We start from the raw sequence: 18,720 nt of genomic DNA on the forward strand, positions 1-18,720 counted from the left end.
GGGCCGGTCGTCATTCGGATCCTGATCCGGGCCCGGCCGGTTGTTCGGTGGCGGGAAGGGAATTCCAGCCGGCCTCGGGATCGAGTGGCAGTTCCGGGCGGTCGCGCTTGAACGCCTCGGCCTGTTCCTCGAGCTTCGGCAGGGCGTGGTCGGGCGCGCCGAAGCCGCGGAACAGGGTCGCGCAGTATTCACGGGACAGGAACGCCGCGTCCCACTGCCCGTCCGTGCGCACCCATTGATACGTGTGGTTGTGCAGATTGAGGAACTGGAGGGTGGCCAGCCGCGGCGGCATCGCGCGGAAGGTGCCCTGGTCGACGGCCTCCGCGAGCAGCCCCGAGATCACCTGTTCGAAGTCGGAACGCTGGCCCAGCAGGGTCTTCAGCTCCGCGCCGCTCAGACTGCGGTAGTCGTGCTCGTAGACCCAGATGTGGTCGAGTCTGCGGAAGATGATCGTGAGCAGCGATTCGGACAGCAGGCGCAGCCGCAGCAGGGGATCCGTGTCGAGGTCCGCGATCTGGCGGGCGCGGGAGAGCAGCGGCCCCATCACCCGCGCCTGGATCTCGACGAGCAGGTTCTCCTTGGAGCCGATGTAGTAGTACAGGGCTCCCTTGGCGAGGCCGACCGCCCGGCCCAGGTCGTTGATGGACGTCGCCGCGTACCCCTGCTGGGCGAACAGCGACGCCGCGATGTCGATGATCTTCTGGCGTCTGACCTCGAAACCCGGTCCATGGCCCGGCGGTCGTGGCATCGCTTCTCTCCCCGCTTGACGTGACGACGTCGATCAAGGGCGACCCCCGGGACCACGTCGGACGGCTTTTTCGGCAGATCCGGGGGAAGCGGGCTCCGGGGCATCGCACGGTTTGCTAGACCAGACGGTACGTCAAAGGGACGGACCCGGGTGCCGCGGTCACGGCTCCCCGGCGGCGCGACCGGGTCCGGGCGGTTCCGGACGCCGTCGGCCGGGAGACACTCGTCCTGTGACGAGCTGTCTCCAGTGAGGAGTGACGCATGACCACGGTAGGTATCGCCACCGGCGCGGGTCGCGGGACGGGAGAGGCGTGCGCGAGGCGTCTTGCCGACATGGTGGACGTGCTGTTGCTCGCCGACCGGAACGAGGCGGCGGCGGCCGCGGTCGCGAAGGACCTGGCAGGCCGGGGCGTGAGGGCTGTCGTCGAGCCGTTCGAAGCGGACGTCACCGACAGGGAGGGCCTTGCCCGGCTGGCCGAGCGGGTCGGGGAGCTCGGCACGCTCCGGGCGGTCGCGCACGCCGACGGCGTCGAGGCGGGGGAGGCCGGCTGGCGCCGGATCCTCGAGGTCGACTTCGTCGGGACGGCGCTGGTCGCCGAGGCGCTCCGTCCGTTGGCCACCGCCGGTACGGCGTTCGTGTACTGCGCCTCGGTGTCCCCGCTGATCGCTCACATCGACCCCGACCCGGTGGTCGCGGCCGTCCTGGACGATCCGCTCCAGGAGGGATTCCTCGACGGGATCCGCGAGGCGATCGGCCCGGCCGTCGAGGATCCCGCGTGGGCGTACCCGTGGGCCACCTACGGTGTGCACCGCTTCGCCCGCGCCGAGGCGGTGCGGCTCGGGCCGGTGGGCGCGCGCGTGTGCTCCCTGTCGCCCGGTGCCATCGACACCCCGGGGACCCGGCTGGAGGCGGCGCGGCACGAGTCGGTACGGCAGCTCATCGGGCGCACGCCGCTGGGCCGCACCGGCCGGTACGACGAGGTCGCCGCCGTCGCCGCGTTCCTGGTGTCGGACGAGGCGAGCTTCGTCAACGGCGTCGACATCGTCGTCGACGGCGGTCTGTGCGCGGCGGTGCAGGACGAGTGACGCCGGGCGGCGCGCCACCGCGGCTCAGGAGGACGTCGCCTTGAGGTTTCCGAGGTAGGCCGGGCGCTCTGCCGTGCGGTGGGTCAGGCGGCGGGCCCGGATCTGGGCCGGCAGGGCGTCGGGCGGGAGCGCCTCGCGGCTTGCGGCGGTCGTCGGTCTCGTCGGCTCGCCCGCTCTGCCGTGCCGTGGGTCAGGGGGGCGGGCGCGGGCCCGGATCTGGGCCGGCAGGGCGTCGGGCGGGAGCGCCTCGCGGCTTGCGGCGGTCGTCGGTCTCGTCGGCTCGCCCGCTCTGCCGTGCCGTGGGTCAGGGGGGCGGGCGCGGGCCCGGATCTGGGCCGGCAGGGCGTCGGGCGGGAGCGCCTCGCGGCTCGCGGCCGTCGTCGGTCTCGTCGGTCTCCGCGATCTCGTCGATCAGCCCCCATCGCAGGGCGGTGGTGGCGTCGAGTCGGGCGCCGCTCAGCATCATCCACGCCGCCCGCCACCGGCCGATCCGCCGGGGCACGCTCACCGTGCCGCCGGCGCCGGGCACCAGACCCATCGCGACCTCGGGCAGCTGGAAGAACGCCCCCGGTGAGGAGACCAGACGCCCCGCGAAGGCCGCCATCTCCAGACCCGCGCCCACCGCCGCGCCCTGAACGCGGACCGTCACCCGGTCCCGCATCCGGTCGATCAGCCGCCAGGGCGCCCGGTCCAGCCGTACCAGACAGGCCGCGACCAGGTCCGTGGCCGTCCCGAACTCGGACAGGTCGCCGCCACTGGAGAACACCGTCCCGGCACCGGCCAGTTCGACCCGGTCGACCGTGCCGTCGAGCAGGGCGAGTTCCAGGGCCTCGAACAGCTCCTCGCGCATCCGGAAGCTGAACGCGTTGCGCCGGCGCGGGCGGTCGAGCAGGACGGACAGCCGGTCGTTCTCCCGCCGGACGCGGACCAGTGGGCCCTCCTCCGGAGCAGCCCCGGGTGTACCGCGGTCGGCGAGCCAGGACGCGAACTCCGTTCCGCCGAGAAGCATCGAGTAGGCCGCCGCCTCGGCCGCCAGGCCCTGGAGGGTGCCGAGGCGCGGCGTCTGTCGCAGCAACTGCCCCAGCACCAGGCTCGCCCGCGGGTGACGTCCGACGAGCCGGGCGAGCTCGTCGAACGCGACCAGCGGATCGTGGACGGTCACCAACTCCCGTGCCTCGGCGCCGACCTGGGGTGCCGCCAGGGTCAGCGTCAAAGCCTCCAGCAGCGGTCGCAGCCGGTCCGGTGGCTGCCGGGTCGCGATGCCGAAGGTCAGCGGCAAGGAGTCGGCCAACCGGGCGGCCTCGGCCTCGACCCGGCTCGCGGCCACGTCGTGCCAGTCGTCGAGCACCAGGCACCGCACGGGATTTCCCACCCGTCCGTCGGAACGGAGCATCAGCCCTTCGTCGCCGTGCAGCGGGTCGTCGCTGTGCGTCGGGCTCATCGGCCCGGTCCGAGGGACACCGTGAGCTGTGCGCCGACGTTCCGCGCTGCCTCCTCCGGACCGGTTCACGTCAGGCCGCGCCGCATGGCGTCGGCGACGAGTTCGCCGATGAGGACGGCGGTGGCCGCCGGGCCCCGCAGCGGGGGCGCGGGCAGGATCGACGTGTCCGCGACCCGCAGACCGCCGACACCGTGCACCCTTCCGTAGCGGTCGACGGCGGCCCCGGGATCGTCGGCGGGGCCCAGCGGAACCGTGCCGCACGTGTGGTGGGCCGTGCCGAGATGGCCGAGGACCCACCGGTCGAGCAGGCGGTCGTCGTCCAGCACCGGCGCCCCCGGCTCCACGAGCCCGCCGGAGACCTCCCCGAAGGCACGCGTGGCGGCCAACTCCGCGGTGACACGGACCGCTTCGCGCATGCGTTGCCGGTCCCGCGCGGTCGACAGATAGCCGTAGTCGAGGCTCGGAGGCGTCGCGGGATCGGCGGAACGGGTCCGCATCCGGCCGCTCAGCCGCGGGGTCTGGACGGAGACGAGGAACGCGAGGGGTGCGCCGGGACCGGGAACGGGCACCCGTCCGCCCGTCAGCCCGGCCATGGGCACGAGGGACTGGAGTATCTCCAGGTCACCCGGGTGGTCCCCGTCCGGCGAGGACAGATGCAGGGCCCCGCCGAGCCATGAGTCGGCGGGCGCCGGCAGCGGCCGTCGGGGCGTCCACTCCAGGGCCACCTGGGGATGGTCGCCGAACCGGGCTCCGACGGCGGGGGCGTCCCGGACGACGGGGACACCGAGGGCCTCCAGGTCCCGACGCGGCCCGATGCCCGACAGATGCAGCAGGTGAGGGGAGCGGAACGCCCCCGCACAGAGCACGACTTCGCCGCAGTCGACCGTTCTGCGGCGCCCGTGCCGCTCGACCTCCACGCCGGTCGCGCGGCCGCGCGTGACGACGACCCGCAGGACCGCACTGCCCCCTTCCACCAGGAGGTTGGGCCGGCCGGACGCGCCCAGCAGGTAGCCGATGCCGGTGTTGACGCGCACCCCGTCCACGGCGTTGGACGGCACCGGACCGAATCCCGGCGGGTCCTGGGCGTTCTTGTCCGGCTCCTCGGGAAAGCCCAGCCGGTGAGCGGCCGCCCGGAACGCGACGGCGGCGGGGTGGCCGAGCTTCGCACGGCGCACGGGTACCGGCCCGTGGTCGCCGTGCAGCGGGCCGGCGCCATGGTCGAGGTCGCTCTCCAGGGCGCGGAGCAGGGGCAGCACCCGGTCGTAGGACCAGGCCGCGCCTCCCACGGCCGACCAGCGGTCGAAGTCGTCCTGCCGGGCGCGGACGAAGTACCCGCCGTTGACGGTGGTCGAGCCGCCGAGGCAGCGCCCCCGGACGACCGTGTACGGACGCGTCGGAGTGAGGTGCACGGCGTACGCCTGGACGGCCGGGTGGCCGGGCTGCGCGCCGGGGACGAGTCGCGCGTCCAGCAACTCGGGTGCGAACGCACCCGGTTGACGCGGTACCGGGCCCGCCTCCAGCAGCAGGACGGTGCGGTCGGGGTCCTCGCTGAGCCGCGCCGCGAGGGCGGCGCCGCTGCCACCGGCGCCCACCACGATGACGTCCGGGTGGCGGACGCGGCGGTACCCGTGCTCGGCCCGCTCCGGTCGCTCGGGCCGCTCGGTCCTCTTCATGGGCACGTGATTCAAAGCGCGCCGGCCGGCCCGCGCGGCGGTGCGTCCCGGTGGCCGGGACCGGCCCGGGTGCCGGGCGTTCCGGTGACCTAGCGTCGGCGCGTACGCGAGTCGGCGGCGCGGACCTCCCCGGTTGCGGCGCGCGCCTCTTCAGTTCCGACACCGGGCGCCCTGGGCGCCCAGGGAGAGCCGCATGAACGAGCTCCGCTCCGCCCAGTCCGAAGAGACCGTCACCGAGGCCGAGGCCTTCACCGAGGATGTGATCGAGGCCGAGGATCTCCTGGAGGAGATCTCCATCGACGGTATGTGCGGCGTCTACTAGGCGCCGCCGGATGCCAGGGATGGACCTCGACCGTGCCTGGGACCTGCATCCGCAGGTCTCGGTGCGGCCCGAACCCTTCGGCGCGCTGCTCTACCACTTCGGAACCCGCAGACTCTCGTTCCTCAAGGACCGCCGGCTCCTGGCCGTCGTCCAGGGCCTCGCCCACGCGCCCACGGCCCGTGCCGCCTGCCGGGCCGCGGGCCTCGGAGAGGACGAGCTGCCCCGCTACGGCCGGGCCCTCGCCGTCCTCGTCCGGTCGTCGATGGTCGTCGGAAGGACCTCATGACCACCACGTCCCGGCTGGTCGACCTGTTCGAGCACGGGCTCGACGCACCGATCTGCCTCACCTGGGAACTCACCTACGCGTGCAACCTGTCCTGCACCCACTGCCTGTCCAGTTCCGGCCGACGCGACCCCCGCGAGCTGAGCACCGCGCAGGCCAAGGCCGTCATCGACGAACTGGAGGCCATGCAGGTCTTCTACGTCAACATCGGCGGCGGCGAGCCCACCGTCCGCGCCGACTTCTGGGAGCTTCTGGACTACGCCACGGCACACCACGTGGGAGTGAAGTTCTCCACCAACGGCGTCCGCATCACTCCCGGAGCGGCCGAGCGACTAGCCCGCAACGACTACGTGGATGTCCAGATCTCGCTCGACGGCGCGACCGCCGACGTCAACGACGCGGTGCGCGGACCCGGTTCGTACACGACGGCGCTGCGGGCCATGGAGAACCTCGCCGCCGCCGGACTGCGCGAGTTCAAGATCTCGGTGGTCTGCACCCGGCACAACATCCCGCAGCTGGACGCCTTCAAGGCGCTGGCCGACCGGTTCGGCGCCCAACTGCGCCTGACCCGGCTGCGTCCCTCCGGACGCGGCGCCGACGTCTGGGACGACCTGCATCCGACGGCCGCGCAGCAACGCGAGCTGTACGACTGGCTGTCGGCGCACGGCGAGCGGGTGCTGACGGGGGACTCCTTCTTCCATCTCTCCGCGTACGGCGAGGCGTTGCCCGGTCTCAACCTGTGCGGCGCCGGACGCGTCGTCTGCCTGATCGACCCGGTCGGCGACGTGTACGCCTGCCCGTTCGCCATCCACGAGGAGTTCCTCGCCGGAAACGTGACCGGGCCGGGCGGCTTCCCGGGGGTGTGGCGCGACTCCGAGCTGCTGCGGCGGCTGCGTACCCCGCAGCACGGCGGAGCCTGTGCCTCCTGCGCCTTCTACGACACGTGCAAGGGCGGCTGCATGGCCGCGAAGTTCTTCACCGGGCTTCCGCTGGACGGGCCCGACCCCGAGTGCGTGCGGGGGCACGGTGAGGCGCTGCTGGCCCAGCGCGACGGGACCCCGGTGCCCAGGCCGTCCGGCGACCACTCCCGCAGGGCCGTGCCGCTCGTCCTCACCCGCCGGCCGCCGGTCGGCCACTGCGACGAGAGCCCGCTGGCCGGGCCGGCTCCGACGCCGACCGGAAAGGACGCGGCACATGCCTAGGAACCCCTGGTTCGAGACGGTGGCCGAAGCACAGCGCAGGGCCCGAAAGCGGCTGCCGAGGCCGGTCTACGGCGCGCTCGTCGCGGGCTCGGAGCGCGGTCGCACGATCGACGCCAATCCGGCGGCCTTCGCCGAACTGGGCTTCGCCCCACGGGTCGTCGGCCACCACGCCGGACGCGACCTGACCACGACCGTGCTGGGTGTGCCCACCGCGCTGCCCGTGCTCATCTCGCCGACCGGAGTGCAGGCCGTCCACCCGGACGGGGAGGTGGCCGTGGCCCGGGCCGCCGCGAGCCGGGGCGTCATCATGGGGCTGAGCTCGTTCGCGAGCAAGCCCGTCGAGGAGGTGGCCGGCGCCCAGCCGGACCTCTTCTTCCAGCTCTACTGGAGCGGAACGCGCGAGACGATGACGCAGCGCATGGACCGGGCCAGGGCCGCCGGCGCGAAGGCGCTCATCGTCACCCTCGACTGGTCCTTCTCGCACGGCCGGGACTGGGGCAGCCCCGCCGTCCCGGAGAAGCTCGACCTCCGGACCATGCTGCGGTTCGCCCCCGCGGTACTGCCCCGGCCCGGGTGGCTGTGGCGGTACGCCAGGTCCGGCCGGCTCCCCGAACTCACCGTGCCCAACCTGCGCGCCCCCGGCGCCGAGGCGCCCGGCTTCTTCGCGGCCTACGGCGAGTGGATGCAGACCACGCCCCCGACCTGGGAGGACGTCAAGTGGCTGGGCGAGGAGTGGGGCGGCCCCCTGCTCCTCAAGGGCGTGACCAGGGTCGACGACGCCAAGCGGGCCGTCGACGCGGGGGTGACGGCCCTGTCCGTCTCCAACCACGGCGGCAACAACCTGGACACCACCCCCGCCACGATCCGTATCCTCCCCTCCATCGCCGAAGCCGTCGGCGACGAGGTCGAAGTCCTCCTCGACGGCGGCGTCCGCCGGGGCGGCGACGTGGCGAAGGCGCTCGCCCTCGGGGCCCGTGCCGTCCTGATCGGCCGAGCCTGTCTCTGGGGCCTCGCGGCGAACGGACAGGCCGGTGTCGAGAACGTGCTGGACATCCTGCGCGGCGGGCTCGACTCGGCGGTGCTGGGCCTCGGGCACTCCTCCGTCCACGAGCTGGGACCCGAGGACCTGGTGATACCTCCGGGCTTCCCGCTCGCCCTGGGCGGCGGAGGCCTACCGGTGGCGCCCTCGGCGGCCCCGGCCGACGTCGAGTCACCGGTCGCCTGAGCATGGCGGGGGACGCCATGGCGCGAGTCCTGGCCGACACCGCCTGGCCGGCCGTGCCGCCCGGCGTGCTCGTCCTGGTTCCGGTCGGGTCCACCGAGCAGCACGGACCGCATCTGCCCCTCGACACCGACACCGTCGTCGCCCACGCCGTCGCCCGGCGGACGGCCGACGCCCTCGCCCCGGGACCGCACGGCCCACCGCTGGTCGCACCGCCGCTCGGCTACGGCGCCAGCGGCGAACACGCGGACTTTCCGGGGACCGTCTCGATCGGGCACGACGCGCTGCGCGTGGTCATCGTGGAACTGGCGCGCTCGCTGTCCCGGTGGGCGGGCCGCGTCGTCTTCGTCAACGGCCACGGCGGCAACACCGCCACCCTCGACACCGCCCTCGGCCTGCTGCGGGCCGAGGGCCACGACGCCGGATGGACCGGCTGTGAGGTGCCGGGCGGCGACGCGCACGCCGGCCGCGCGGAGACCTCCGTGCTGCTGCACCTGGCTCCGGAGCGGGTACGACTCGACGCCGCCGTCGCCGGTGACACCCGGCCGCTGGCGGTGCTGCTGCCGGAGTTGACGTCCCGCGGTGTCCGCGCCGTCTCGCCCTCCGGTGTGCTCGGCGATCCCGCCGGGGCCTCCGCCGAGGAGGGCCGCCGGGCGGCGGAGTCGATGGTGGCCACGACGGTCCGCCGGATCACCGCGTGGACCTGCGACGCCAGGGGCCGCCTCACCGATCCGGCACATCCGAAGGCCGTACGCCGGTGACGCTTCCCGTCGGCTTCAGGGTCGAACTCGACCGGCACACCCGGGTGATCGACGGCGGCCGGGCCCTGCTCGGCGGGTTCCCGACCCGGTTGCTGAGGCTGACCCCGAGGGCCCGGCGGCTGTTCGTCGGCCGGTCGCTCACCGTACGGGACGCGGCGAGCGCGCTCCTCGCGGACCGGTTGACCGACACCGGCATGGCCCATCCCGTCGCCCACTCGCTCCCGGCGCCTGCCGACCCCCGGTACACGGTCGTCGTACCCGTCCGCGACCGCCCACGCCAACTGGACCGGCTGCTGCGGAGCATCGGCACGGACACCTCGGTGATCGTCGTCGACGACGCCTCGCGGCGCCCGGCCGCCGTGGCGGCGGTCGCCGCCTGCCACGGCGCCCGGCTGGTCGTCCTGGCCGCCAACGCCGGACCGGCCGGCGCGCGCAACGCCGGGCTCCGTCTCGTCACCACCCCGTACGTGGTCTTCGCCGACTCCGACATCGTGCTGGCCCCCGAGACCGTGCCCACCCTGCTGAGGCACTTCGCGGACCCCCTGGTCGCCATGGCCGTACCGCGCATCACCGGCCTGCCGGCCCCCGCCAGGAGCTGGATCGAACGGTACGAGAACGCCCGGTCCTCGCTCGATCTCGGCGCGCACCCGGCCCTGGTCCGGCCCGGCACCCCCGTCTCCTGGGCGTCCTCGGCCTGCCTCGTGGCGCGGGTGGACGCGCTGGCGGAGGGCTTCGACGAGCGCCTGCGGGTCGGGGAGGACGTCGACCTGTGCTGGCGGCTGATCGCGGCCGGCCGGCGCGTGCGCTACGAACCCGCCGTCCGGGCCGCCCACGAGCATCGCGTGCGCCTGGGGGACTGGCTCCAGCGCAAGGCCGTGTACGGAACCGGGGCACAGCCGCTCGCCCGGCGGCACCCCGCCTACATCGCACCCGCCGTGTTCGCCCCGTGGGGGACGGCGTTCGCCGCCGCGCTGCTCGTCCAGCGGCGCTGGTCGGTGCCGGCCGCGGGGGCCGTCCTCGGTGTCGTCACCCTGCGCATCGCCCGCAGGCTCGACGGCACCCGGCACCCGTACCGGCTGGCCGCGCGGCTCACCGTCAACGGCGCGCTCGGCACCCTGGCGCAGACCTCCGCCCTGCTGACCCGCCACTGGTGGCCGCTCACGGCCGTCGGCTGCACGGCCTCCCGCCGGCTGCGCAGGGCCGCGGCGGTGGCCGCGGTGGCCGATATCGCACTCGAGTACCGGCGCGACGGCACTCCGCTCGACCCGCTCCGCTACGGCCTCGCCCGCCGCCTCGACGACCTCGCCTACGGGGCCGGCGTGTGGTTCTCGGCCCTGGAGGGCCGCTCCACCACTGCGCTGCGGCCCCGCGTCACGCGCTGAATCGGCACAGTCCCGGTCAGCGGAAAGCGCGCAGCGGGTGCCGGTCCCGGGCCCCGACACTGTGGCCATCCCACCGCCGGCGACGCGCGGCGGATGCGAGGGACCAGTCACCAGGAGGTGTGCGGCGTGACGCATGAAGTGATCGGTCGTGTCGAGGAGTTGGGCGCCGAACTGGCTGCACTCGCCGACGAGAACGAGTCACTCGGCAGGCTGAGCGACCGGACCGTCGAACTGCTCCGCTCCGCGGGGGTCGTACGGCTGCTCCAGCCCAAGGAGTTCGGCGGATTCGGCGCCCACCCCCGGGACTTCGCCGAAGCGGTGATGGCCGTCGCCCGGCACGACGGGGCCGCCGGCTGGGTGTGCGGCGTCGTCGGCGTCCACCCGTGGGAGCTGGCCCAGATGGATCCGCGGCTCACCCACGAGGTGTGGGACGACGACCCGGACACCTGGATCGCCTCGCCCTACATGCCCAACGGCATCGCCGAGCCGGTGGACGGCGGCTACGTCCTCAGCGGACGCTGGCCGTTCTCCTCGGGCAGCGACCACTGCGGCTGGGACTTCCTCGGCGCGCTCCTCGGGGACGGCAAGGGCAGGCCGGCCGGGCCCATCACGGTGCTGCACGTCGTGCTGCCCCGCTCGGACTACGAGATCATCGACGGTACCTGGGACGTGATCGGACTGTCGGGCACCGGCAGCAAGGACGTCGTCGTCGACAAGGCGTTCATTCCCGAACACCGCGTCATCAGGCAGGAAGCGGTCCAGGACGGAGCTGCCGCGGAGGCGGTCGGGCTGACCGACACGCTGTACAGGCTGCCCTTCAGCTCGATGTTCCCGCTCGGGATCACCGCGGCGGTCATCGGCATCTGCGAGGGCGCGCTCGACATCCACCTGGCCCAGCAGCGCGACCGGGTCGCCGTGACCGGCGTCCAGGTCCGCGACGACCCGTACGTCCTCTACGCCGCCGGGGAGGCCGCGGCGGAGATCGCCGCCTCGCGGGTGCAACTCATCGACGGCATCAGCCGGTTGTACGACCAGGTCGAGGCCGGCCGGCCGATCACCCTGGAGGACCGGGCGAACGTCCGGCGCAACCAGGTCCGCTGTGCCTGGCGGGCCGTCTCCGCCCTGGACGAGATCTTCGCGCGGTCCGGCGGGAACGCGATCCGGCGGGGCAATCCGATCCAGCGGTTCTGGCGGGACGCGCACGTCGGACTCCAGCACATGATCCATGTGCCCGGCACCGCCTACCACGCCAACACCCTGGCCCGGATGGGACTTGAGCTGCCCGAGTCGATGCGCATCCTGATATGAGCGACGGGGCGGCCCACTCCCGGACGGCGAACGCGGACCCGGACACGAACACCGAAGCGGACGCGAACACGGACGTGGACACGAAGTCCGACGCGATCGACGGGCGGCGGTTCCGCGACGTCCTGGGCAACTTCCCCACCAGCGTGGTCGCGATCACCACCACGGACGCCGAGGGACGGCCGCACGGGATGATCGTCGGCACCTTCACCTCCGTGTCCCTGGACCCGCCCCTGGTGTCCTTCCTGGCGGACCGCTCCTCCACGACCCTGCGGACGATCAGGGCCGCGGGCCGCTTCTGCGCCAACGCTCTCGCGGGCGACCAGGAACGGCTGTCCCGGAAGCTGGCCGCCGGTCCGGCGCGCGAGCGGTTCGCGGACACGGCCTGGCAGGCGTCACCCCTGGGCGACCCCGTGCTGGACGGGGTCGTCGCCTGGGTCGACTGCACGGTGGTGCAGACCGTCGAGATCGGGGATCACCTGCTGGTCGTCGGACGGGTCCGCGACCTGCGCGTCGAGTCGATGAAGACCCCGCTGCTGTTCTTCCGGGGCGGATACGGCGACTACCTGTCGAGCGCGGCGCTGCTGCTCGACAGGCTCGTCGGATGGGACGAGATAGGCCGGTAGACAGAAGGAGCCGCAGATGCAGAAAGCCCACTACATAAGACTCGAACGCGTGTCGGTGTGGTGCGGGGTCGTCCTGATGGTGGGATTCCTCGCCGCCTTCGCCATCGGCCACATCACCCCGCCGATGAGCCCGACGGAGAGCCCCGAGGACATCGTCACGTTCCTCAAGGACCACCGCACGGGGATCCTCACCTGTGTCGCGCTGATGGTGCTGCTCGTCCCGTTCGAGTACCCCTACGTCGTCGTGACGAGCCTCCAGCTGCGCCGGGTCGAGGGCGGCTGGGGCCTGCTCTCCATGATCCAGCTCACCACGGGTGTGGTCGCCCCGCTGGGGTTCTTCTTCCCGCTCGCGATCCTCGCCGCCGCGGCCTACCGGCCGGGGCTCCACTCCGCCGACGTCCTGTCGGCGATGACCGACATGTTCTGGCTCATGTTCGTGGGCAACGCCTGCATCTTCGTGCTCCAGGTCTGGTCGATCGGGTACGCGTCGTTCATCGACCACCGTGCCGAGCCGATCTTCCCGCGCTGGTACGGCTGGCTCAGCATGCTGCTGGGGGTGCTCCTCATCCCGGGCGCCTTCGTCTTCCTCAACCAGACCGGGCCGCTGGCCTGGAACGGGCTGCTCGCCTACGCGCTCCCCTCCGTCGCGTACTTCATCTGGAAGATCGCGACGCCGTGGGTGCTGCTCCAGGCGGTCAGGTCCGAGGAGAAGGAGATCGCCGAGACGGCCGAGGCCCGGCCGGTGACCGTCTAGGACGGACGCGACGTCGTCGGCCGTGCCCCGCGATCACTCTCGCGGGGCACGGCCGACTACGCGTCACGGGGCTAGACCGAGAGCGCGAAACCGCCCGTGACGCGCAGCGTCTCCCCGGTGACGAAGGACGCCTTCGACGAGACCAGATGGAGCAGCGCGTCGACGATGTCCTGCTCCCGGCCCTCCCGGTGGAGGATCTGCTCCCCGAGGACGCGGTCCGCCTCGGCGGGGGACAGTTCGGCCCGTACCGTGTCGGTGAGGATCAGGCCCGGCGCGATCGCGTTGACCCTGATGCCGTCCGCGGCGAACTCGCGCGCGAAGGACACCGTCAGGCCCCGCACGGCGAGCTTGGACACGCCGTAGACGCTGCGGTTCGCGTAGGCCGCCGACGACGAGATGTTGACGATGGAGGCGCCGGCGCGGCCCTTCATCGCCTCCCGGGCCGCGAGGGAGCAGATGACGACGCCCATGACGTTGACGTCGAGCACCCGCCGTACCTTGGCGAGGCCCAGCTCGGTGAACGGCCTGTTGTAGGCGGCGTGCAGGCCGGCGTTGTTGACCAGGATGTCGAGTCCGCCGTGGCGTTCGGCGACCGCGCCGACGACCGCGCCGACCGCGCCCTCGTCGGCCACGTCACAGGCGACTCCCGTCACGCGGCCGCCCCGTGCGGTGAGTTCCGCCGCCGCCTCGGCCGCGGCGGCGCCGTCGATGTCGGCGAGCACGACCTGCGCGCCGAGCGCCGAGAGCGCCGCGCCGAACGCCTTGCCGAAGCCCCGGCCACCTCCCGTGACGAGGGCCACCTTGCCCTGGTGTGCGGTGTCTTCCGGCGTCAGAACCTTGTTGTCCGGCATCAGAACCTCACTTCGGGCCGAACCGCTGGCCCGCGTCCAGACGCAGGCACTGGCCGTTCAGCATGGGGTTGTCGACGATCGCCAGGGCGAGCTTGGCGTACTCCTCGGGGCGGCCCGGGCGCCGGGGGAACGCGGCGTCCCGCACCAGCGCGGCCAGCGTCTCGGCGGGGATCCGCTCGGTGGCGCCGGTCTCGAACAGGCTGGGCGCGATGGCGACGACGCGGATGCCGAGCGAGCCGAGGTCGCGGGCCATGGTGAGGCTCATCGCGGCGATCGCCGCCTTGGCGGCCGAGTAGGCGACCTGGCCGATCTGCCCCTCGAAGGCGGCGATCGACGACGTGTTGACGATGACGCCGCGTTCGCCGGTGGTCTCCGGGTCCTCGGGCTCGTTGCGGCTCATGTGCGCGGCGGCCAGCCGACTGATGTTGAAGGTGGCGACGGCGTTCAGGTCGAGCACCCGGCGGAAGGTCTCCAGGTCGTGCGGACCGTCCTTGCCGAGCGTGCGCCGTACGCTGCCGCCGCCGGCGGTGGTGACCGACACATGCAGCCCGCCGAGGGCCGTCACGGCGGCGTCCAGCGCGCTCCCGGTCGCCTCGAAGTCGGTCACGTCGACAGGGTGGAAGCTCCCGCCGAGCGCGGCGGCGACCTCCTCGCCCGCCGATGCCGGGCGGTCCAGCACGGCGACGTCGGCGCCGCGGGCCGCGAGCAGCTCGGCGGTGGCCCGGCCCATGCCGGAGGCGCCGCCGAACACCACGGCCTTCTTGCCCTTGATCTCCATCGGGAACCCTTCGGATCGTCGGCTCAGGCGGACGCGGGCGACCGCCGCAGGAGGGTGCACAGCCGGTCGCGGTGCACGGCGGCGTCGCCGTACAGCACGCTGTCGGCCCTGGCCCGGCGCAGGTGGAGGTGCAGGTCGTGCTCCCAGGTGAAGCCGATGCCGCCGTGCAGCTGGAGTGCCCGGGCCGCGACCTCGCCGGTCCCGGCCGCGGTGTACGAGGCGGCGGCGCAGGCCGCTCGGGCGGCGTCGTCGGCACCCGCGTCGGCGGCCATCGCCGCGTAGGACGTGGCGGCGCGGGTGCCGTGCACCAGCAGCGCCATGTCGGCGCACGCGTGCTTGACGGCCTGGAACGTCCCGATCGGCCGGCCGAACTGCACGCGCGCCTTGGTGTGTTCGACGGTGAGCTCCAGCATCCGCTCCATCACCCCGAGGGCGTCGGCGCACCGCAGCACCGACGCCTCGTCGAGCAGCCGCTGGATCTCCGTCGGTCCGCCGACGAGACGGTGTGCGGACGGCACCCGTACGCCCTCGAGCCGGACCTCGTGGAACGATCGGGTCAGGTCCAGGGTTTGCTGCCGTCGGACGGCGACGCCGGGGGCCGACCGGTCCACGAGGAACGACGCGGGGACCCCGTCGTGGCGTGCGGTGACGAGAAGCCAGCGGGCGCCGCCCGCGTCCTGCACCGCCGTCTTGACCCCGTCGAGGACGATCGCGTCCCGGTCGGCGCGGGCGGTGGCGCGGATCCCGTCGAGGGACCACGGGGCCCGTGGTTCGGCGAAGGCCCAGGTGGCCCAGCCCGATCCCGCGGCGAGCGCGGGCAGTACCGCGGCCCGCAGCTCGGGCGGCCCCGCGGCGGCCAGGGCCCGGCCGACGATCGCGGTGGGCGCGAACGGACCCCGCCCGAGCGCGCGCCCCATCTCCTGGGCGACGAGCGCGAGTTCCACCAGGCCCTGGCCGGCGCCGCCGTACTCCTCGGGCAGGCCCAGGCCGGGCCAGCCGAGGCCGGCCGTCAGCCGCCACACCTCGGGATCGACGTCTTCGTCGCGATCCGTCCAGGCCCGTACGTGTTCGATCGGGGCCCGGTCCGACAGCAGCTCGCGTGAGGCCGCGCGCAGCATGCCCTGCTCCTCGCTGAGCTCGAAGTCCACCAAGGTAAGGTATCCTCTATTGCTCGCTTGGTCGAGACGCCTGGCTGATTTGGCAGGTGGTTCGGCCGTCATTCTCAATTTAAGTACTCTGAATCAAGGACTGGTCGCGGTCGGGTGCTCAGCGGGCGGCCCAGCTGACCGTCTTGGTCTGGAGATACTCGTCCAGTCCGAACTCGCCCCACTCCCGGCCGAGTCCGCTCTGCTTGTATCCGCCGAACGCGGCTCGCGGGTTCACCCCGGCGCTGCCGCCGTTGATCGTCACACCGCCGGCCCGGATGCGGGACGCGATCTCGTACGCGGCCGCGGTGTCGGCGCTCCAGACGGCGCCCGCGAGGCCGTACGGGCTGTCGTTCGCGATCCGCACCGCCTCCTCGTCCGTGGCGAACGGGATGACGACGCCGACCGGTCCGAAGAACTCCGTACGCGCGACGGTCATGTCGTTGCCGACGTCGGCGAAGAGGGTCGGTTCCACGAACCAGCCCCGGTCGAGGCCGGCCGGACGTCCGCCGCCGTGGACGAGGCGCGCCCCCTCCTCCTCGCCGACCCGGATCAACTTCTCGACCCTGTCCCGCTGCGCTTCGCTGATCAGCGGCCCCATGGTGGTGGCCGGGTCGGCCGGATCGCCGACCCTGACCTCGGCGAGGGCGGAACTCAGCCGGGCGACGAACTCGTCGTGCACGGACTCGTGCACGAGCGTGCGGGTCAGCAGGGAACAGCCCTGTCCGGCGTGGGTGGTGATACCGGAGAGCGCGGAGCGGACCGCGCCGCCGAGGTCGCCGTCGGCGCGGACGAGGTTGGCCGACTTGCCGCCGAGTTCGAGGACGACCTTCTTCAGGGAGGCGGCGGCCTGGGTGTAGACCATGCGTCCGACGGTGTCCGACCCGGTGAAGCTCACGAGGTCCACCATGGGGTGGGTGGTCAGCTCGCGGCCTGCCTCGACATCGCCGGTGACGATGTTCAGCACGCCCGGCGGCAGTCCGGCGGCGTCCGCGAAGTCGCCGATCAGCAGGGACTCCAGGGGAGTGGCGGGCGCCGGTTTCAGTACGGCGGTGCAGCCCGCCGCGAGCGCCGGGATCACCTTCATCATGCTGAGGAAGAACGGGAAGTTGTAGGCGGAGATCAGGGCGCACACGCCGAACGCCTCGCGGCGCAGCACCCCTTGGGAGATGCCGACGCCCGGCGCGATCGTCGCGTCCATCGGGCGCTCCCAGGCGAAGGCCGGGATCACCCGCTCGGCCATGTCGCGCAGATGCGTCACCGGGACCCGGGTCTGAAGGGTCTCGGCCAGGGCGCGGACCGAGCCCGCCTCGGCCATGTTGACGGCCACGAGTTCGGGCAGTCTGCGTTCCATCTCGTCGGCCATGCGCAGCAGGACGGCGGCCCGTTCCGCGGGCCTCAGTCGCGGCCAGGGGCCCTCGTCGAAGGCGCGCCGGGCCGCTTCGACGGCTTCGCGTACGTCCGCGGGCGACGAGCCCGGGACCTCCGCGACCGTCTCCTCCGTCGCCGGGTTGCGGACGAGTATCGGGGTGTCAGACCGGCCCTCGGTCCGGCGCCCGTCGATGTAGAGCCGCGAAGAGAACGAGTACGCCGTCGCCATGTGTCGTCTCCTGATCGCCTACGGACGCATTCATTTGAGTGTACTGAATTATGGCTACGGCAGAAGAGGGAGAGTGTCATCGGCTTTGCGTCAGCGTTCTGTCAGGTTTCGGCGCTGTGGGCGGTCGATGATTCCGTATGCTGAATCATTGACTGGACCGGTCGGTACAGCTAACTTCGGCACCATCCGCGGGGTGGGTTCAGCAGCGAACGACGAGGTTCGAAAGAGGTACCGCCTGTGTTCAAGGAATTTGTCGTGTCCGGTGATTCGCACATCATCGAGCCGGTCGATCTCTTCAAGACCCGGCTGCCCAAGCAGCTCAGGGAACGGGCCCTCTGGGAAGAGGAATTCACGCTCGACGAGCCGATCGTCGACGGCGGGCACACCGAGTTCAAGAAACTGCACACCATCGGCTACGACGGCTGGACCATCTCCAAGTACCGGCAGTTCGGCGGGCAGACCCCGGACGGCGAGCCGCAGCACATCATCCGGGACATGGACCTCGACGGCGTCGACGCCTCGGTGATGTTCCCCAACCTCTCCCTGTTCGTGCTGTTCACCGACGACCACGAGCTGTCGATGGCGCACGCGCGCGTCTGGAACGACTACATCGCCGAGCGATTCCTCCAGTACAAGAACCGGCTCCGCCCGACAGCGGCGATCCCCGTCACGGACATTCCCGAGGCCATCGCCGAGATCGAGCGGTGCGCGCGCCTCGGGCTGGGCGCGATCCTGATCCCGGAGACCCCGCCCGTGCCGTACGCGTCGCGGACGTACGACCCGTTGTGGGCGGCCGCCCAGGCGAACGGGATGCCGGTGTTCATCCACGTCGCCACCGGCGGGGTGAAGACGAAGGAGAGCACCTCGGAGACGGCGCTGACCGTCCGGAGCATGATGACGGCCGTCAACATGGGCAAGGGACAGTTGACCGACGACATGGTGTCGGGCCGGCTCCAGAATTCCGCCGCCGGTTTCTCCAGCCCGCAGCGCATCATCGCCGACCTCGTCGGCGGCGGCGTCTGTGAGCGGTTCCCCGGACTGCACTTCAACCTGATCGAGTTCAGCGCCGGCTGGCTGGTCTCCTACATGGGCTTCATGGACAAGTCCTTCCGGACGGGCATCGGCCAGGACCCGGACTGGTGGCTCGGCTTCTGGGACGACAGCCGCTCGCCGAAGGAACAGCCCGCCATGGGGCGGCTGTTCACCATCAACGGAAAGTGGCCCTACCCGCTCAAGCCCAGCGAGTACATACGGCGCCAGATCCACGTCCAGTTCGCGGACGACCCGACCGCCGTCAAGGCCCGCCACATCACCGGCGTCTCGACGGTCATGTGGGGCAACGACTACCCCCATGCCGAGGGCACCTTCCGCAGCAGCGCCGAGTGCATCGCGGACAACTTCGACGACACCGTCTCCGACGAGGACCGCGCGGCCATCCTGGGCGGCACCCTCGCCGGCGTCGTGCGCTTCGACACCAGCAGGAAGCTCGCCCCCGTCACCGAGGACGCCTGACCGCGACCGGGCCGCGCACCGGTTCCGGAG

General features: G+C 72.5%; 18 protein-coding genes. 11 read left to right on the forward strand and 7 right to left on the reverse strand.

Annotated elements, in window-relative coordinates; translation table 11 throughout:
• Window positions 1-10: 10 nt before the first annotated feature.
• Entirely contained in the window at window positions 11-748 is a 738-nt protein-coding gene (locus G9272_RS37005) for a TetR/AcrR family transcriptional regulator (RefSeq protein WP_171400572.1), read from the reverse strand.
• Window positions 749-1,008: 260 nt separating this feature from the next.
• Here G9272_RS37005 and G9272_RS37010 point away from each other — a divergent pair, with 260 nt between their 5' ends.
• Entirely contained in the window at window positions 1,009-1,833 is an 825-nt protein-coding gene (locus G9272_RS37010; protein ID WP_171400573.1) for an SDR family oxidoreductase, read from the forward strand.
• A 304-nt stretch (window positions 1,834-2,137) separates the two neighbouring features.
• Here G9272_RS37010 and G9272_RS37015 read toward each other — a convergent pair whose 3' ends face one another.
• Both G9272_RS37015 and mftG read right to left on the reverse strand, forming a co-directional pair.
• Window positions 2,138-3,274, reverse strand: coding sequence for an enoyl-CoA hydratase/isomerase family protein (locus tag G9272_RS37015; protein ID WP_171400574.1), 1,137 nt, complete (start codon window positions 3,272-3,274; stop codon window positions 2,138-2,140).
• Between the two features lie 65 nt (window positions 3,275-3,339).
• Window positions 3,340-4,947: a mycofactocin dehydrogenase MftG gene (mftG, locus tag G9272_RS37020; protein WP_171400575.1), complete on the reverse strand. Its 1,608-nt coding sequence runs from the start codon at window positions 4,945-4,947 to the stop codon at window positions 3,340-3,342.
• A gap of 193 nt (window positions 4,948-5,140) precedes the next feature.
• On the opposite strand from mftG, the gene mftA reads away from it, so the two are divergent.
• From mftA to G9272_RS37065, 9 genes are all read left to right on the forward strand, one after another.
• On the forward strand, window positions 5,141-5,269 hold the full coding sequence (mftA, locus tag G9272_RS37025) for a mycofactocin precursor MftA (RefSeq protein WP_171400576.1): 129 nt from the start codon (window positions 5,141-5,143) through the stop codon (window positions 5,267-5,269).
• Window positions 5,270-5,288: 19 nt separating this feature from the next.
• Window positions 5,289-5,555: a mycofactocin biosynthesis chaperone MftB gene (gene mftB / locus G9272_RS37030; RefSeq protein WP_171402341.1), complete on the forward strand. Its 267-nt coding sequence runs from the start codon at window positions 5,289-5,291 to the stop codon at window positions 5,553-5,555.
• Window positions 5,552-6,754, forward strand: coding sequence for a mycofactocin radical SAM maturase (gene mftC / locus G9272_RS37035; protein ID WP_171400577.1), 1,203 nt, complete (start codon window positions 5,552-5,554; stop codon window positions 6,752-6,754). Before mftB ends, mftC begins: the two co-directional genes overlap by 4 nt.
• Entirely contained in the window at window positions 6,747-7,979 is a 1,233-nt protein-coding gene (mftD, locus tag G9272_RS37040) for a pre-mycofactocin synthase MftD (protein WP_171400578.1), read from the forward strand. The genes mftC and mftD overlap by 8 nt, the downstream gene beginning before the upstream one ends.
• Before the next feature lie 17 nt (window positions 7,980-7,996).
• Window positions 7,997-8,737, forward strand: coding sequence for a mycofactocin biosynthesis peptidyl-dipeptidase MftE (gene mftE, locus G9272_RS37045; RefSeq protein ID WP_171400579.1), 741 nt, complete (start codon window positions 7,997-7,999; stop codon window positions 8,735-8,737).
• Complete coding sequence (gene mftF / locus G9272_RS37050) at window positions 8,734-10,119, forward strand: mycofactocin biosynthesis glycosyltransferase MftF (RefSeq protein WP_171400580.1); 1,386 nt, start codon at window positions 8,734-8,736, stop codon at window positions 10,117-10,119. Before mftE ends, mftF begins: the two co-directional genes overlap by 4 nt.
• A 126-nt stretch (window positions 10,120-10,245) precedes the next feature.
• Window positions 10,246-11,427 carry an acyl-CoA dehydrogenase family protein gene (locus G9272_RS37055; RefSeq protein WP_171400581.1) on the forward strand — a complete coding sequence of 394 codons (1,182 nt, stop codon included), beginning with the start codon at window positions 10,246-10,248 and terminating at the stop codon, window positions 11,425-11,427.
• Entirely contained in the window at window positions 11,424-12,050 is a 627-nt protein-coding gene (locus G9272_RS37060) for a flavin reductase family protein (protein ID WP_171400582.1), read from the forward strand. The genes G9272_RS37055 and G9272_RS37060 overlap by 4 nt, the downstream gene beginning before the upstream one ends.
• A 16-nt stretch (window positions 12,051-12,066) precedes the next feature.
• Entirely contained in the window at window positions 12,067-12,804 is a 738-nt protein-coding gene (locus tag G9272_RS37065) for a hypothetical protein (protein ID WP_171400583.1), read from the forward strand.
• Between the two features lie 71 nt (window positions 12,805-12,875).
• Here G9272_RS37065 and G9272_RS37070 read toward each other — a convergent pair whose 3' ends face one another.
• The 4 genes from G9272_RS37070 to G9272_RS37085 form a co-directional block, all read right to left on the reverse strand.
• A complete protein-coding gene (locus tag G9272_RS37070) occupies window positions 12,876-13,655 on the reverse strand; it encodes an SDR family NAD(P)-dependent oxidoreductase (protein WP_171400584.1) in 780 nt (259 codons plus the stop codon).
• Between the two features lie 7 nt (window positions 13,656-13,662).
• Window positions 13,663-14,433, reverse strand: a complete 771-nt coding sequence (locus G9272_RS37075; protein WP_171400585.1) for an SDR family NAD(P)-dependent oxidoreductase — start codon at window positions 14,431-14,433, stop codon at window positions 13,663-13,665.
• A gap of 23 nt (window positions 14,434-14,456) precedes the next feature.
• The gene (locus G9272_RS37080; protein WP_171400586.1) at window positions 14,457-15,581 is read right to left on the reverse strand and encodes an acyl-CoA dehydrogenase family protein; all 1,125 of its coding nucleotides are present in this window, start codon (window positions 15,579-15,581) and stop codon (window positions 14,457-14,459) included.
• 118 nt (window positions 15,582-15,699) lie between these two features.
• A complete protein-coding gene (locus G9272_RS37085; protein WP_171400587.1) occupies window positions 15,700-17,178 on the reverse strand; it encodes an aldehyde dehydrogenase family protein in 1,479 nt (492 codons plus the stop codon).
• 255 nt (window positions 17,179-17,433) lie between these two features.
• On the opposite strand from G9272_RS37085, the gene G9272_RS37090 reads away from it, so the two are divergent.
• Complete coding sequence (locus G9272_RS37090; RefSeq protein WP_216377850.1) at window positions 17,434-18,690, forward strand: amidohydrolase family protein; 1,257 nt, start codon at window positions 17,434-17,436, stop codon at window positions 18,688-18,690.
• The last annotated feature ends 30 nt before the right edge of the window (window positions 18,691-18,720 follow it).

It is taken from the genome of Streptomyces asoensis (assembly GCF_013085465.1).
In the GTDB taxonomy this organism is placed as follows: domain Bacteria; phylum Actinomycetota; class Actinomycetes; order Streptomycetales; family Streptomycetaceae; genus Streptomyces; species Streptomyces cacaoi_A.